The 16,559-nt window shown below is 68.1% G+C and carries 9 protein-coding genes; all 9 read left to right on the top strand.

The window, feature by feature from the left end; translation table 11 throughout:
* Window positions 1-8 precede the first annotated feature (8 nt).
* Window positions 9-2,321 carry a putative baseplate assembly protein gene (locus ACW73L_RS03365; protein WP_498919990.1) on the top strand — a complete coding sequence of 771 codons (2,313 nt, stop codon included), beginning with the start codon at window positions 9-11 and terminating at the stop codon, window positions 2,319-2,321.
* Entirely contained in the window at window positions 2,321-5,059 is a 2,739-nt protein-coding gene (locus tag ACW73L_RS03370; RefSeq protein WP_498919991.1) for a phage tail protein, read from the top strand. Before ACW73L_RS03365 ends, ACW73L_RS03370 begins: the two co-directional genes overlap by 1 nt.
* Before the next feature lie 37 nt (window positions 5,060-5,096).
* Complete coding sequence (locus tag ACW73L_RS03375) at window positions 5,097-5,489, top strand: hypothetical protein (RefSeq protein ID WP_498919992.1); 393 nt, start codon at window positions 5,097-5,099, stop codon at window positions 5,487-5,489.
* A complete protein-coding gene (locus ACW73L_RS03380; protein ID WP_498919993.1) occupies window positions 5,489-5,749 on the top strand; it encodes a hypothetical protein in 261 nt (86 codons plus the stop codon). Before ACW73L_RS03375 ends, ACW73L_RS03380 begins: the two co-directional genes overlap by 1 nt.
* Window positions 5,746-6,672, top strand: coding sequence for a hypothetical protein (locus ACW73L_RS03385; protein ID WP_498919994.1), 927 nt, complete (start codon window positions 5,746-5,748; stop codon window positions 6,670-6,672). Before ACW73L_RS03380 ends, ACW73L_RS03385 begins: the two co-directional genes overlap by 4 nt.
* A gap of 82 nt (window positions 6,673-6,754) precedes the next feature.
* Window positions 6,755-8,272, top strand: coding sequence for a hypothetical protein (locus ACW73L_RS03390; protein WP_498919995.1), 1,518 nt, complete (start codon window positions 6,755-6,757; stop codon window positions 8,270-8,272).
* 120 nt (window positions 8,273-8,392) lie between these two features.
* Window positions 8,393-12,727 carry a hypothetical protein gene (locus tag ACW73L_RS03395; RefSeq protein ID WP_498919996.1) on the top strand — a complete coding sequence of 1,445 codons (4,335 nt, stop codon included), beginning with the start codon at window positions 8,393-8,395 and terminating at the stop codon, window positions 12,725-12,727.
* 5 nt (window positions 12,728-12,732) lie between these two features.
* Entirely contained in the window at window positions 12,733-14,457 is a 1,725-nt protein-coding gene (locus ACW73L_RS03400) for a hypothetical protein (RefSeq protein WP_498919997.1), read from the top strand.
* An 87-nt stretch (window positions 14,458-14,544) separates the two neighbouring features.
* A complete protein-coding gene (locus tag ACW73L_RS03405) occupies window positions 14,545-16,515 on the top strand; it encodes an ATP-binding protein (RefSeq protein WP_498919999.1) in 1,971 nt (656 codons plus the stop codon).
* The last annotated feature ends 44 nt before the right edge of the window (window positions 16,516-16,559 follow it).

Consider the following 16,559-nt stretch of genomic DNA (forward strand, 5'->3'; position numbering starts at 1 on the left):
ACACGGCCATGCCCATCCTGCCGCCGAGCCTGGATGACCGCCGCTTCGACGATCTCGTCGAGGACCTGCTGCGCCGCATCCCGGCCCATACCCCCGAATGGACCCATCCGCGCGTCGGCGACCCGGGCCGCACGCTGCTCGAACTGTTCGCGTGGCTGACCGACACGCTGCTGTATCGGGCGAATCTGGTGCCGGAGCGTCAACGGCTCGTATTCCTGCGCCTGCTCGGGCAACCGCTGCGACCGGCTCGCCCGGCGACGGGCATCGTCACGCTGAACTACCGCCAGGCCACGGAATGGTCGGCCACGCCCCTATTGCCCGGGGCCCGTATCGGCGGGCCTATTCCGTTCGAGACCCTGGGCGAGACCACCGTGCTGCCGATCACGGCCGCGGTTTACATAAAGCGCCCGCTGAACGAGTCCGAGACGGCGCGGATGAGCGAAGTCATCGTCGGCCTGCAGCGTTTGCACCGTCTGAACCAGCCGATCAAGGCCTACGAGACGTTCCCGGTGTTTACGCAGAGCCGCCCCGACCCGGCCGGCCTCGATGTCTTCGCGGCCAGCGCCGATCGCGCGCTGTGGCTGGCGCTGCTGGCACCGCCCGCGCCGCAGCCCGATCGCCAGGCCGAAGTCAACGCGGCGGTCCGCTCCGCGCTCGGCGGCGGCGATACCGGTGCGCCCGCCCTGCTGTCGGTCGGCATCGTGCCGGCGCTGACCCTGCCCGCGGACATCGAGGACGCCGCCACCATCACCGGCCCGCGCCCCCGTATTCCGGTCATTTGGGAAATCTCTGCGCCGGGCCCCCGCCCCCGCACGGTGGACTATCTGACCCTGGACCCGCTGGACGGCAGCGATACCACCCGTGGCCTGACACGGCCCGGCGTGATTCGGCTCGCGTTGCCGGACGAATCGCTGCTCGCTGCACCGAGCAACGATGTCGCCGAGAACCCCGCTGCCGGCGTCGGCGACACGCCGCCGCGCCTGGATGATGCCGATCAGGCGGCGCGCCTGATCGCCTGGCTGCGACTGCGGCCGGAACCGGGTCAGACCGTCGAGAGCCTGCGGCTGTCCTGGGTCGGCATCAATGCTGTCGAGATCGACCAGCGGGTCACGATCACCGGGCGCGTGCTGGGCGTTTCCAGCGGCGCCGGAGATCAGGCCTTTCCGCTGCCGTTGACCTCGGTCGATCGTGACAGCCTGCGGATCGAGGTCGAGGAGCCCGGCCGGGGATACCAACCGTGGTTCAGGGTGGACGATCTGGCCGCGATCAGCGCCGATCCGGGCATCGCGCGCGAAGCCTCGGCCTACGAAGTCGATGCAGAGGCCGGCACGCTGCGCTTCGGCGATGGGGTCAGGGGCCGTGTGCCGGAGCACCAGATGCGCATTCGCCTGGCTTCCGCCCGCTTCGGCGGAGGACGCGCCGGCAACCTGCCGGCGGGCAGTCTGACCGAGATCCTGGCCACTCGGCTCGCCGGCGGCAGCGCACCGCCGCTGCGCCTGGAGCAACCGCTCGCACTGACCGGCGGCGAGGATGCCGAAACGGTGGATCTCGCCGAACGTCGGATCCCGGCTTTCCTGCGGCACCGCGACCGCGCCGTCACGGCCGGGGATTATGCCCGCATCGCCACCGAGACCCCGGGCGTCGATGTCGGGCGTGTCGAAGTGCTTCCGCGTTTCAAACCGCGCGACCGCCGTTTCGACGTGCCTGGCGTGGTCAGCGTACTGGCACTGCCGGCGCGCACGCTGTCGGGACCACCGAATCCCCGACCGGACCGCCCGTTCATTGAGCAGGTCCATGCCCATCTGCAGGCGCGCTCGCCGCTGTCGACCGAACTCTATGTCATCGGTTGCGAGTACGTGCCGCTGGGGCTCTCGGTCGGCGTCTCGCTTCGTGACGGCTATGCCCGCGACCGCGTGCTGTTCGAAGTGCGCGAGGCCTTGCGACGACTGTTATGGCCCCTGCCGCCGGGCGGTCCGCTGGGCGCGGGGTGGCCCTTGCCGTCCCTGCAGCGCGACCTACAGCCCTCGGTGCGCGAACGCGAGTTGCACGTGGAAATCTCGCGCGTCCCGGGGGTCAGGGAAGTCACCGGCCTTAACCTGTTCGAACGCGTCGCTCTGCCGGGCGGCGACGACTGGCGGCCGATCGTCCGCAATCCCAATGACGGCACCCAGACACTGAGCCTGTCGGCCTGGCAACTGCCCGAGTTGCTGTCGGTCATCGTCGTCGAGGGACCGGCAGCACCCGACAACCTGCGTGCGCTGCCGAATCCCTTCGCCGACGCCGATGCCGTCGCGGTACCCGTGGTTCCCGAGGTGTGCTGATGGACGCCAACGGCCAACGCTTCTGGATGCTGGCCGACAGCCGCCACTGGCTGGCACACGAGCGCACCGTCTGGGATCCGGAGTGCCGGGCGCTGAGCCTGGCGAGCGAACGCCGCCTTCCCGCGGCCGGCGACCTGGGCCTCGCCGCGGCGACCGCCAACGGCGCGCTCGAAGTCGTGCCGCGCGCGGTCGATGCACTGGGCGCCGTGGCGGCCTGGGATGGCGCCACCGGCACCGTAGTCGCCCGCAGCCATCTGCCCGGCGAGGCGATCACCCTGACGCTCGCGACGGCCCCGACCGATATCGCGGTCGGCCATGACGGCGTGCTGTATGCCTTGCTGCCGTCCGGGGTGCGTCTGCACGATCTGCGCGGTCGCTGGAGCGATGTGACCGTGGGACTGCCGGGCTTTACGGCCTGGCGTTGCGCGGCGGCACGAGGCGGTGGCCTGTGGCTGCTGGAACGCGGCAGCGGACGGCTCGCTCGCCTGACGGGTTCTCCGGAACCCCTGGGGCCGGTCACCGAATACGGACCCGATGTGTTCCGGCCCGATCCGGAAAACTGCCATGCGCCGGCGATACGGCTATTGCCCGAGCTAGCCTGGGACTCGGGCGAGCGTCCGCTGGCGCTGGCCTGCCAGCCCGCGGGCGAACTGCTGTTGCTGTCCTGGCAGAGGGCCAACAACGGACGAGCGCGAGTCCGACGACTGGACCCCCGGACCGAACGGCTCGGTGCCCCGATCGAACTCGTCGGAGCCCGTTACGCCTATGCCCTGGCCTGGATCGATACGGATCAGATCGCCGTGCGCCTGCCGGGTCGCCCGGACGCGCCCGCCTACCGCTGGGACCCCGGTCAGACCGAGGACGGCCTCCGCCCCACGGGTGACGTCTACCCGCTGGCCAGCGATGCGCTGGAAGCACCCTTCGCGCATCGCCTCGAAGGACCGCCGCACTACCCGGTTGAGCGTACCGGCGGCGCGCGCGGCACCGAACCGCTGCACCGGCTGTCGCTGGCCAATCTGGCGCACCGCGGCGAGGCTCGCCACTACGACTCGGCCGGACGCGTGCATTTGCTGGACAGCGGGCGTCCCGACACGGTCTGGCATCGGCTTTACGCCGAGGCGCACCTTCCGCCCCGTGCCGGCTTCACCGTGTGGGTTGCCGCAACCCCGGATCCGGAGCCGCCGGCCGCCGACCGCGTCGATGCCTGGCATCCGCATCATTTCGGCGACGTACCCGCGATGCCTGATCCGCTGGCTGCCCGCGCCAGCTGGGAGCAGGCATCCTCCGAGCTGCCGCATCATCCAGGGCTGGCCTGCTGGCAGCGGGTGCCGTATCGCAGCGGCCTGTTCTCGGCACTGATTCAGGCGCCGCGCAGCCAGGTCCGGGCCATCTCCGGACGCTACCTGTGGCTGCGGCTCGAACTCTTCGGCGACGGGCGCATCGGACCCCGGATTGCGGCGGTGCGGGCGTGGGGCAGCCGCTTCTCCTACCGTGACCAGTATCTGCCGCGCCTTTTTCGCGAGTCGGTTTTCGGCGCCGCGGCCAGAGAACCCGGCGAGCGGACGGGACGCCTGCCGGCGCACCAGTCCAACCTGCTCGATGCGGGCGGGCTGGTCTCGACCGAATTGCACACGAGCCTGGAGCAGGCCGGCCTGACGCTGGGCGCAAACGCCGAAGTGCGGGTGGAACAAGCCGGGGAATCCTGGCAGCTGCGGGATGAAGGCCATGCCCTGTGGCGCCTGCAGCGCGCAGCCAACGGCATCGGGATTTATCGGCCGACCGCGACGCCTGCCGACTTCCTCGACCGTCTGTTGGCAAACACCGAAGGCATCCTGACGCCGATCGAGGACCGGATCGCCGCGGCCCATCTGCTGACCGATCCGGCCACCGCACCGGAGCCGAGTCTGGAATGGCTGGGCGCCTGGCTGGGGGTCGCCTTCGATCCGGTGCTGCCCGAGGGCCGCCGTCGTGCCTGGCTGCAGGCGGCCGCGCCATTGGCGCGGTGGCATGGCACGCGGCGCGGTCTGGAGTTGGCCCTTGATCTGGCGACCGATGGCGGTGTCCGCAGTGGCGAGATCGTCGTGCTGGAGCATTACCGGCTGCGACGGCTGTTCGCGACCTTGCTCGGCGTGGATCTGGCAGCGGACCCCGACCCCTTGCTTCCCGGCCTGGTGCAGAGCGGGAACTCAGTCGTCGGAGATACCCTGGTGATCGGCGAGGCGGAGCGCGCCGAACTCCTCGCGCTGTTTCGCGAAGACGTGGCCACTGCTGCCGAGCAGGCAGCGGTATTGCAATTCTTCGAACAGCTCGCCCATCGCGCCACGGTGCTGGTGCACCAGTCCGTCACCGCCCAGGACCTGGGGCTGCTACGTCGTATCGTCGAACTGGAAGCGCCGGCTCATGTGGAAGTGCGGGTTGCGACCGCGACCTGGCCCTTGTTGGTCGGCGTCGCGAGCCTGGTGGGCGTGGACACCTATCTGGGCCCGCCCGAGATTCCCCATGCCGTCGAACTGGATCGCTCCGATCTCGGCGGTGGCGACTTTCTGCTAGGAACCGCCTGCTTGGATTACCGCGTCGCGGGCGCTGCGACGCCTGCTCCGCCGCCCCGGCCACCGATCGCCGAAGCGGGCCCGCCGCGCGAAGTCTCGATGGGCGACGCAGTAACCCTGGACGGCAGCGGCTCCCGAGCCCCGCAAGGAAGACGGATTACCCGCTACATCTGGCGCCGCATCGACTGACGACAGGCTCCCAAATCCCACTCGCGAGGAAAACGCCATGGCCGTATTCGAAATCAACGTACCGATCGAGACCACCGACGCGACGATACTCGTAGAGGTACCGGCCGACGGTTCGCTGCGCGTCGGGCGTCACCGCTTCCAGTTGGTCGTCGTCGACGATTCCGACAACCGTTCGCAGCCTGACATGGTCACCGTGATCGTCCGCGATACGGCAGCCCCGACAGCCGTGCTGACCGCGCCCGAGAGCGTCAACCTGAACACACCGTTCACACTGTCGGGTCAGGATTCCTCCGACGTCGGCGGTGGCAAGATCGTGCGTTACGTGTGGACCTATCTCGGACCGGCCCCGATCATCATCGGCGCCGAGCGCGACAAGTTCGAGTCGCCGCCGATCGTACCCCCCCGCTCCGACGCCCCGGAGCCGATGTGATGGCCCGCTTCGAGATCGGCACGACGATCGCGACGACCGAGCCGTTGATTGTCATCGATGCCGGCCTGCCATCCGGTCGTCATCGTTTTCAGCTGGTCGTCGAGGATGAGGCGGGCAATCAGAGCCGGCCGGATCAGGTCATCGTCACCCTCGTGGAGCGCACCGGTCCGATCCTGACCCGGCCGACGCTGTCCACCACGTCCGCCACCACCACGCTGCGGCCCCGGGCTCGCAGCAAAACCCGCAGGGGGCCCCGATGAGCGCCGTGCAAAGACTGCCCACGACCGATCCGCTGTACGCGCAACCGTCGCCGGACCGGCCTCACTACACGACCGGCATGCTGCTGGATGCGCAGGATTTCCTCGATGAACAGACTTACCACCGCAGCCGGCTGGCGCGCGCGCTGGCCTTCGTGTCCGGTGGCGGCACGCTGGCGGGCTTGCGCGTCGAACATCGTCAGGCCGACGCAGCCACGGACCGCGCCGAGGAAATCCGTGTCTCGCCGGGGCTTGCCGTCGACCGTTTGGGACGGCTGATCGAAGTGCCGCGCCCGGCCTGTCTCCGCCTGGGCGCGTGGTTCGCGGCGCGCCTTGCCGACGACGGCGGCGACCTACTCCGGCGCAGTGTCTACGACACGCTGGCGCCGTTCCTGAGCGCACGAGCTGCTGCCGCCGCGGGTACCGGCGACTTCCCCGCCGTGCCGGTGCGCGCGGCCGTGGCCGACCTGTATCTGCGGTTTATTGCGTGCGAACGCGGGCTGACCCCGAGCTTCGCGTCAGGACCGTTCGATGCGCTGGACGCGGTGTCAAGCTCGCGGCTGCGTGATGCCTACGAACTCCGCCTGGAGCTGCGGGAAGGTCTGGAGGCGGGTTTCCTCGGGTTGCCCTCGCCGGGCCCGGACCTGGCCGCGATCGGCGATACCGACGCGCGCCGGAGCGCGTTGCAGGACGCCATACTCGATGGCTGGCCCGCCACCGGGCGCAGCGGCGGAACCGGAGGCCTGGAACCGCTGGCCGAGCATCCCAGGGACCTCGACCCGAGCGCCGTGTTCCTGGCGCGGGTGTTGGTGCCGGTGACGGCCGACCTGCCGCCGCAGCGCGACGGCACCGCGGTACTCGTCGACAACTGGTCACGGCGTTTCGCGCCGGGGCTCGGGCTCCTGTCGCGCTGGATCGGTGCCTGACGATGGCTACACCGCACCCATTACCCGTGACCGTTGGCGCGCCCACCCGTCGCGCCCACCTCACCCATTGCCGGAGACAACGATGAATCCCGTACAAGGTTCCAACCGGGAACATATCGCTCCCGAGGATCTGGCCGCGTTGCGCGAGGCCGGCGTACTGGTCACGGACTCCCGTCGCGAACGCCCGCGGTGGTTCGACGGACGTTTTCTCGCCGCACGCGATCTGATCCGTGAGCAGCAGTACTTTCTGACGCGCGAGGCGGACCTCGGGCAGGCCGCCGGCAGCGGCGTCGCAACCGGGCTGTGGGTCTCGGAAGGCGCCGAGCCGCAAAGCCTGGCGATCGGTTCCGGACACGGCATCACGCCCTCCGGCGAGTTGGTGCTGCTGGAACGGCCCTTGAGCGTACGTCTGACCGACATCCCGCAGGCTGAACAGCTGTCGGCACAATTCGGCCTGGGACGGATCCCCCTGCCGCCGCTGCGCAGCCGCACCGGACTATTCGTCCTTGCACTGCGGCCGGTCGAATTTACCGCGAACCCCACCGGGGCTTATCCCACCTCGATTAGCGGCCAGCGCAGCGTGCAGGACGGGGACGTGATCGAAGCGACGGCGCTGGTGCTCGTGCCCTGGCAGGACGACGGGGCAGCAGACGCCCTGGCCGCCCGCCGCGGCCGTGCCGCCCGCGCAATCTTCGTCCAGGGCAGCGAACGGGGCGTCTCCGCCAACGTGCTGCCGGTGGCGATGCTGGCGCTGGAAAACAATACGATCGTCTGGATCGACGTACCCATGGTACGGCGCGAACTGGGAGCCGATCGCGGCGATCTTCCGGGCCTTGGCTTTGCGCCGCGCGCGCTGCGTCTCGCCCACGTGTTGCAGCACCAGGGCCACCTCGCCGAGACCGTCGCGCTGAATCGCGGCCGCAGCTTTTCAGCCGCGTCGGTTTTTCCGGCGCTACCGCCGGCCGGGCCCCTGCCGCCCGGCGTCGTCAACCCGGTCGACTTTACGCAGGGCTATTTCCCGGCCGAGATCGACGTCGACTTCTCATTACTACCGGAGGACGAGCTACCCTCCCTGATCGAGGAAGCGCTCAGCTTGCCGGCGCTGGACCTGACCGCGCCGGCCGACGCGCTCGAAGGATGCGCAGTGCTGGTCCTGGCGCCGATACCCCGCAGTGAATGGCAGGCCGTCATCAGCCGTCTTGGTGGAGCACCGCGCGCCGACAGCATCCCCGTGGTCAGACGCGCGCTCACGCCGGCCGCGGCGAATCTGGTCGCCACACGCAAGCCGCTGGAGATTTTGCAGCGTCTGCGCATCCCGCGCCCGATACTGCCGCCGCTGAATCCGAGCAACCCGGTCGACGCCGAGTGGCAGCGCCTCGCCGGTCTGCAGCTGTGGTATGTGCGTCGCCGCAATCTGGCCTATCGCGGCGAGTTGACCGGAGTCCCGGTCGCCGGAATCACGAACGACAGCGACTCGTCGTCGCTGCGTGTCGCTGCCGGGTCGAGCAATGCGTTCCGCGCCGAGAGCCTGACCGCAGGCGCGGCGGGGAGCGGTCGTCCGGCGCGGCCGCGGCGCGCGCGCACGAAACCGTCCGCTTGAGCCGCTCCCGCGCTGCATGTCCATGAATACACCTGAACGCCACCAGCGCGGATGCGGCATGTCGTGGAATCATGCCTGCCGGGACATGGCACACCCTGAGCCTCATCGAGGAGTAGTCACGTGAGTACGACTGCGATCGTTTCTGCCTTACCGGGCGAACGCCTGATCGCCCTGTCACCCCGGGACGACAACGAGGCGGCCGCCACGTGGTTGCGCCGCCCGAATCTGTTTCCTGGGCGCACGCTGACGGCGGCCACGCTGGAGGACCGGCAACTCTGGGCTGCCGGACGGCTCGCGCAGCGCGGCCAGGCCTACACGGCCGGTGTCGTCGAGGGCCTGGAGGTGGGCGCCGTGTGGGATCCCACCGTCGCTCGCCCGGTGGGACTGCCGCAAGTGCGCTTGCAGATCGCCGCCGGCCGAGGCCTGGCGGTCAGCGGCGAAGACGTGGTACTGCCGCGGGATATCGATGCCGATCTGTTCGGCGTGCCGGTCGTTGCTCCGGCGGGCCTGTTCGATCCTGATGCGGAACAGGAGGCACCGGGCGGCTTGCGGGCGCGGCGTATCGGCGGTCCCTTGGGCCGGATCCTGACGGACAACCCCGGTGCGCTGCCGATGATCGGCATCCTCGTCTTGCAACCGGTCTCCGTGGACCGGGCCGGCATCGACCCCGAGGATCCTTGCGACCGCTGCGGCTGCGGGATGGCGGGCGAGAACGTCAGCTTCGAAGACTGGCGGCTGGCGGACGCCGCGCGCCTGCTGTGGTTCGCGTGGCCGGATGAGTGGCGGGCACTGCCCGCGGTTACCCCGCGCCTTCGCAACGCGCTGGCCTACACGATTTTCGATGCCGAGGCCGCACTGCCGCCGGGCGCGACACTGCCCTGGGAAGACTATGGCGTGCCCCTGGCGCTGCTGGCCCTCGATGACGCCTTTCAGCCGCGGTTCGTCGATGCGGCGGCCGTCGTGCGGCAGGGCGGACGCGCCCGCGTTGGGCGCCTGCAGTTCGCGGCATCGCCGGCCGGCGCCATGTCGCTTGCACCTAATACGCGGCTTCCCATGCTGTGGCAGGCCCGCATCATGCAACTCGCGGAACAAATCGCCGAAGCGGGCGACCCGCCGCCAGACGCGGCGACGCTGGCTGCCGCCTTCGACCAACTACCTCCGTGCGGCCTGTTGCCGACGAATGTGTACGATCCGGTCAGCGGTGTGAACAACTTTTTCCCTGCCGGCTTCGAGCTCGACGCCGCGCCGCTGCCGCTGGACCAACTCGATCTGGCACTGCGCGAAGCGGCGAGCCTGGCCTCCCTGGATTTCTCGCAGACCGAACGCGTCCGCATCCTCATTCCCGTCAGCCAGGAATCCTGGGATCCCCGGTTGCTGCTGCGTGAGGAGCTGAATCCGGAATTCGAGTCGACCCTGCGCCGTTTCCTGTCCGCTCGCTCACGCGCGCTCGGCATGCGGCAGGCGCTGCGTACCGTCGCTGCGTACCTGACCCAGAGTATCACCGGGCAGTTTTCCGATCCTCGAGACATCGGTGCCGACCCTGCGGCGCTGGAGCCTGAGGACTTGGAACCCTGGGGCCCGCCACCCGTGACGGGTGGACACCGCAGCCAGATCCGCTCCGGGTTGCATCAGCACGAGTTCGAATCTCATCCCGCACCGCTGTTTCCGGGGGCCGGCGAATCCCTGTTCGCGTGGGTCTACCTCGATCCGGACCACCCGCCGAGTGAACTGATGCTGCAGTGGTCTACAGGAACCTGGGACCACCGGGCGTATTGGGGAGACGATCTGCTCCCGTTCGGCGCCCCGGGTACCGCGGAACGCTTCTTCATGGGCCCACTGCCCCACTTGGGCGAGTGGACTCGCCTCGAGATCCCGGCGTCGAACGTCGGCCTGGCGAACCAGACGATCAGCGGCATGGCCTTCACGCTGTATGACGGCCGGGCTGCATTCGGCGCCAGCGGTCTGTTGCGCGCGGGCGGCTCCGAGAGTCGATGGGTCGAGGGGCCGCTGCCGCCAGAGACCCATACCGGCGGAGACGAGCCCTGGGAGTTCCTGGCTCCCGGTCAGCTGGCGCTTCCATTCGAACCCGAGTTCGGCCTGATCTATGGCGGTAAATCGCCGGAAGCCGCTGGGTTCGCCGACCTCGAAGCCTCCCCGATGCTGGCACCGCTGTCGAGTGCCGAGCGCGGCCAGCTCCGAAACCTGGGTGTGGAACGCTTCATCACCTATCTCAAGTCCCGTGCCGACCGTGCCGACGACCTGATCGATTTCGGCTTCCTGAAAGTCCAGACCGACATCTATCGTGTGCGGCAATACATGCTGGGCACCTCGACGGCGAACAAGCTCATGGTGTCGCCGATGCTGGCCACTATCGCGCAAGCCGACACCGCCGTGGCTTCGCAGGAGAAGCTCACCGCGTTCTTCCAGGATCTGCGCCGGTCCATCCCCTCGCCCCGATCGCGCGCCGTCAGCGGGGAAAGCGAACTGCCCACCGCGGTGCCACGCGCCATGTCGACTGGCGCCAGCGCGGCGCAAAGCGCGCGAGTCTTCAGCGGGATGCAGCGCTTCGATACCTCCGGGAGGGCCGGCACGACATTTCAGAAAGGACCCTTGCTGGCTGAGCTCGTAAGCACCGACATCGCGCCTCTACGAGCGCCGGCAGCGCACACTCCGCGCCCGAGCGACGTCGTCAACGCACGCCCCGTCGTCGGCCAGGTGGACATTCGCACGACGACCGTCGCGGAACGGTTGATACCCCTGCCCGCGTCCGAGGCACGCAGTTATGCGGCGGCCACCCGGCACGACATGGTGCTGGGCCTCATTCGGCTTGCCGACGAACTGGTTGCGGAAGACGCTGGCGTCATGCCCGGCCTGTTTCAGGACATCGACCTGTGGGGTCTGAAGGATGATCCCTTTCTTGCGGGTCCCGCCCCGACGTCAGTCAGGGCAGGGTCGAGTAGCAATACGCCCGTCAGGAGCAAGCCGCTTGCCGATATTTTGTCCGGCGATGCCGACCGATCGACTTGGCTTGGCTTACTGCTCGCCCTGCCATCGGCCGGCGACGAGAACGCCTGCTTTTCCGACGCGACCTCGCTGTCGGACGCGACGATCGCCCTGCTGCGACAGGTCGAGGGACGCGTCCGCCTGTATCGCGATGCGATAGCCGCATGCGAGGACACGCTCGCGGCGATCCGCACCCACCTCGCCACGGCGCAGGCGCGCGAACGACAACTCGACGAGGAACTGGCCGAAGCGCGGCACGATGTGGCCGTGACGCGCGCTCTCATTAGCGAGGAACAGCAACGCCTGGACGCGATCAACCAGCGCCGCGCTACCGTTTTGGCCGAGGAGGTCCGGTTCCTGGCCTATGTGCGGCTTCGTGCCACGGACAACCTCTCGGACGTTCCAGCCCGCACCCTCGACCCGGGGCTGTTCGAAGCGGCGATCCCGATCTGCCTGAACGCGGACTTTGACATCCCGGATGAGCTCGGTGGTTTGCTGCGGATCGTGCGTGAGGCGCCGGCGGGCTGGTTCATGCAGGGTCCGAAACTGATCGGTGGTCTGGATCGCGTCGAGGTACTCGCGAAGACACTGCAGACCGCGCAGCTGCGCAGCCAATTGACGACGCCGAGCCCGATAGGGAACTTCGAGCGCATGCCTGCAGGCATTGCCACCAGCATGGCACAGCTGGCGGCGAAACAGAGCCAGTCCGTGGGCCTGGCCCGAGTCGCCGGGCTGCAGATCGACCTGGCGCGCTTCACCAGCCTCAGCTGGCTCGGCGCCCAGGCAGAGGCCACGCAGGTGGTATCGCTGGGCGATCTGATCGAAGGGGAGCATGGGCGCGGCGACGTGGCCCGCGGGGCGGCCGAACTCTTCGACCGATTCAGCCGCGTCTCGGCGTGTCTGTTCGCGGCCTTTTCCGGCGTTCTGCCCAGCCTCCGGCTCGACTGGGCCGAGCAGCTGTCGCAGTTCGACACGGCGCCGAATTTGTGCAATCTCGCTGGCCTCCCCCGCTGGCAGGAAATCGAAATCACCGATCGCCGCCGCATGCAGGGTTATGTGGATTGGTTGTATGGTCAGGTCGACACGCGCGAAGCCGCGGCCACGAGCCTGGTCAACGATGTCGTGCGCATGGCCTTGCTGCTGGCGAGCCACGCCCCGGTCAACCGCATCATCGCGGGCCGGCTGCCACGCCCCGTGTTGGCGCGGCCGGGTCTGACCATTCCGTTGGTCGCTCTCGAACCCTCAAGGCTGCGCATCGGCATGCAGGCCATGGTGTACCGGGCCAACGAAATCGTCGCACGGGCGGTCGTCGAAGATATCGGCAGTGCGGAAGCCTCGGCCCGCGTGCTGACCGCGGCCGGCAACGCCGTCCAACTGGATGAGACGGTCCGCGTGCAGTTCGCCGCGGCGGCCAGCGTGTCCTTCAGCGCGACCGCGATGCGGCTGTTCTGACGCCGATGCCCGCCACGCGGCAGATCCGGAAACTCCGGCTGCGTGCACCGGCCGAACAACAGGCCAGGCGCGGCCTGCTCCTGCTGGAAGACGCGCTGCGCACCGCAAGCCTGCACGACGAGGGCGGCCGCGTCGTTATCATGCGGCAGGTACACCTCGGGCGTTTTCCCAGCGACGCCGCACCCCAATCGGTCGCGCTGGCCCTGGAGCGAGCCGTTTCGGAACTCGCGGTCGCCTGTGTGCATGGCGGGAGCAAGCAGGCGGGCGACGCGCCGGCGATCTGGTTTCGGGATGCGACGGAAGCCTACACGCTGCTGGCGCTCCGGCTGCTGGAGGACCGCAGTACGGATGCGTGGTACTGGCCGCTGGCCGTGCCGGAGTGGACGCCCTCATCGAATCTGACCGAGAGCCTGCAGCAGCTAGCTTTCGCACTGGCCGCGCGCGATGACGCCCCGGCGGCCTTGCCTCGATGGGTTACGACCATCGCGGATGCCGGACACGCCGAGCGGCTCGCCGATAGTTTGAACCCCCGCGACCTATGCGGACTCGCGCAGGCCGCACGACTCAACTTAATCTCGCCGATCGGCGCTGATCGCCCTGACCGCCGAAGTACTCATGACCGACCGCCGGCCCCCGATGGCGCCCGTCGTACAGAGCCGTCGAGCTCGATGGGTCGGTCTACCCCCGCCCAGTGGCACAGCTTTTTGTCTGCCGCGTACCGCGCCTTGGGCAGACGACCGCCGAATCGACTGACGCAGCGCACGGTCCAGTCGGCCGCCCCGCTCCCACCATGGGCGCATCAGCAACCAACCGGGCGACGTGGAGCGGCACGTTCCTGCGCTGCTACCTTGTCGGGCGATATCGGAGCACTAACCTCACCCGCAGACGCAGAGCGTCCACTCTTTCCTTCTCGTCGGTCACAGCGGAAAAAAGGGGCCACCTCAGCCGACCGCCTATGCAATATCTCAATTGACGAAGGCGAGCCTGCACGCGCCAGTCTGCCCACGTACGGCGAGCAGACCGCCGAGGCGCCCAGTTACCCTAGACCTGCGATCTGCGGAGTCACTGCGGCGGGCGGACTGCTGTTCCTTGTCCGAGTGCTCGAACACTGCGGCTACCGCAAGTGGCTTGAGGCAAATCCTGCCTGGCGGCGCCATGACATCGCACAGCGAGTGTTTGCACTAATTCTCGCGAACCTGGGCGTAGCGGCCAATGACCCGGCCTGGGCGGTCGGCTCGGCCAGACCTCTGCGCGGCGGTCGATTGCCGCATTTCAGGGCACCCGAGACCTGGCTCAACGGCATTGCGACCCCCGGCCCGGCCCGATGGAATGGCGACCTGATCGCCGGCCGCCTCTGGGATAACTCGGACCGACTTTTGATCGCGGCGTGGGATGGGCCCATACCACAGGGGCTGGCGGGACTGATCCCGACGGCAGGCACCAGCCCGGTCGGCAGGCCCATCCGCTATGACCACATTGCCGTAGCGACTGCCTGGGCGAACACCTGCCGACGATGGCTCCGTCGTCATGCCCGAATCGGCTTCGCGGATCTGATTCTGCGTCAGGCCGAGCTGGAGTACACCTCGACACATATCGACATGCGTTTCGAGCTTTCCTCCATTGACATCCGCGTCCGGCGCACCGGCCTGGATCTCGATCCCGGTTGGGTATCGTGGCTCAGTCGCATCGTCAGTTTTCACTACGGCCATACCCGGCCGGTCTGGTCATGATCGCCATCTCCCCCCTGTTGCTGCTGATGGTCCGCCCGCAGTTCTTGGGGCCAGCGTCCCCGGCGTGCTGAACGCACCGGAGTCTTGATGAGCACAAGAACGAATAGCCCGCGACCACGTGCCAGTGCGACAACACCAGCCCTGCATGAACTGTTCCTGGCTGCACTGGCCCCAACGGCCGGGGAGACGGGCAACGAAAGCGCTTGGCTCAAGCAGTGTTTCGAGCTCTGCCACGGAAATCCGGTGGCAGCTCTGACTCAGCGTTTGCAGAACCCCACCGTTCAGGACGAACGCATCCTCGGACTGGCCGCGCACTTCCGTCTAGGTTTGTCCGAAATCATCGCCGTTACCCTGGCCGTAGCGGTGGAACGGGAGGCACTGCCGGGGCGTGTACTGGCATGGTTGCAGGCCCCTGTCGCAAGCTCGCGCCCGTCACTCGGTCTGATCAGCAGCCTGGCACCGTGCTTCGGGCTCACTGATCCGATCGAAGAAATCTGCGAGGGTGAGGCACGAGCCTGTGGCTTACTGCGATTCGACAGCGACACCCGTCCTCTGCCTGAGACCTGTATCCAGGTACCCGTGCCGATCGTCCTCGCCCTCGGTGAGCGCCAACGCCCGCTGCGCCACATTCATGGCTGGCCAAACGTGAGAGTCGCCGACGGCGCCTTGCCACCCCTCGCTGAGTCGATGCGGGTCGAGGCAGCGCGGCAAGCGCACGCACTGACGCATTCACGCGCTTTGGTGGTTCGCAGTGGCCAGCCACGCGAAGCGCGCGCAGCCTGCGCATTGATGGCCCACGACCTCGGCGGCACAGCCGTGTTCGTAGACGGGGAGTTGCCAACCGGCATGGGGCCTTGGGCCTGGCTGACGGGCGCGGTGCCCGTGATCTGCTCGGAACTGGCACCCGGCGAATCCCTGGTACTGCCGAAGCTGTACGGCTACGAAGGGCCGCTGCTGGTCGCGGCCGGCCCTGAAGGTAGTTTTGTCCTCGATGGCGATCCCGTCGGCAGCTGGCGGGTCGGCCTTCCAGCACCGCAGGAGCGCGTTCTGCTATGGCGGGAACACGTGGACGATCAGACCCTGGCCGAAACGCTTGGCCGTGATTTCCGGTGCGGAGCCTCCAACATCAATCTGATCGGTCGAGCGGCCAGTCATCACGCGCGCCTCACCGGTGCCGATGGCATCGCCCGTGAACACGTCGTGCATGCCGCTCGGCAAGGCCTGGCCTGCGACCTCGGCCGACTTGCAGAGCTCCTGCCGGATGCCATAGGCGACGAGGCGCTGGTGTTGACTCCTCTGCTGCGCACCGAGTTGCTGGCGTTGCGCCAGCGCTGCCTGTCACGCGAAGGATTGGCTGATCCCCTCGGTCCATCCGCGCGCACGCGCTACAAGCCAGGCGTCAGAGCCCTGTTCGTAGGCGCCTCCGGTACCGGCAAGACATTGGCGGCGGGTTGGCTGGCATCGGAGCTCGGTCTCCCCCTTTATCGTGTGGATGTTGCCGCGACCACCAGCAAGTACATAGGCGAAACAGAGAAAAATCTCGCCCAATTGTTCGCTCGTGCCGAACACATGGAAGTGATCCTATTGTTCGACGAAGCCGATTCGCTCTTCGGTAAACGCACCGACGTCAAGGAGTCCAACGACCGGTTTGCGAATCAACAGACGAACTATCTGTTGCAGCGGATCGAATCGTTCGAAGGTATCGCGCTGCTGACCAGCAATAGTCGATCACGCTTTGATTCCGCCTTCTCGCGACGCCTTGATGCGGTCCTAGAGTTCCCGCTGCCGACGCCCGAAGAACGGCGCAGGCTCTGGCTGGCCCACCTGGGAAGCGGACACGAACTCGATGCCCGTACTCTCAATCGCCTCGCGGCCAATTGCGAGCTGTCCGGCGGACACGTGCGTAACATCGTCCTGTCTGCGGCAGTGGCCGCGCGTGCTGCTCAACGTCCCATTCAATACAACGACCTTCTGGAGGCCGTCGCCGCTGAATACCGCAAGCTGGGCAAGCAGACGCCGGGAGGCCTCGGACCACGCGAGGCCCCGGCATGGGCGTGAGCCGCGCGCGAACCGACCCCGCGGTAGCGAGCCCACGCCGACGG

The sequence above is a fragment of the Methylolobus aquaticus genome, assembly GCF_054172105.1.

Coding starts and splice junctions, on each gene's coding strand:
- ACW73L_RS03365 (WP_498919990.1), top strand. CDS start 9: ATGCCCATCCTGCCGCCGAGCCTGGATGACCGCCGCTTCGACGATCTC.
- ACW73L_RS03370 (WP_498919991.1), top strand. CDS start 2,321: ATGGACGCCAACGGCCAACGCTTCTGGATGCTGGCCGACAGCCGCCAC.
- ACW73L_RS03375 (WP_498919992.1), top strand. CDS start 5,097: ATGGCCGTATTCGAAATCAACGTACCGATCGAGACCACCGACGCGACG.
- ACW73L_RS03380 (WP_498919993.1), top strand. CDS start 5,489: ATGGCCCGCTTCGAGATCGGCACGACGATCGCGACGACCGAGCCGTTG.
- ACW73L_RS03385 (WP_498919994.1), top strand. CDS start 5,746: ATGAGCGCCGTGCAAAGACTGCCCACGACCGATCCGCTGTACGCGCAA.
- ACW73L_RS03390 (WP_498919995.1), top strand. CDS start 6,755: ATGAATCCCGTACAAGGTTCCAACCGGGAACATATCGCTCCCGAGGAT.
- ACW73L_RS03400 (WP_498919997.1), top strand. CDS start 12,733: ATGCCCGCCACGCGGCAGATCCGGAAACTCCGGCTGCGTGCACCGGCC.
- ACW73L_RS03405 (WP_498919999.1), top strand. CDS start 14,545: ATGAGCACAAGAACGAATAGCCCGCGACCACGTGCCAGTGCGACAACA.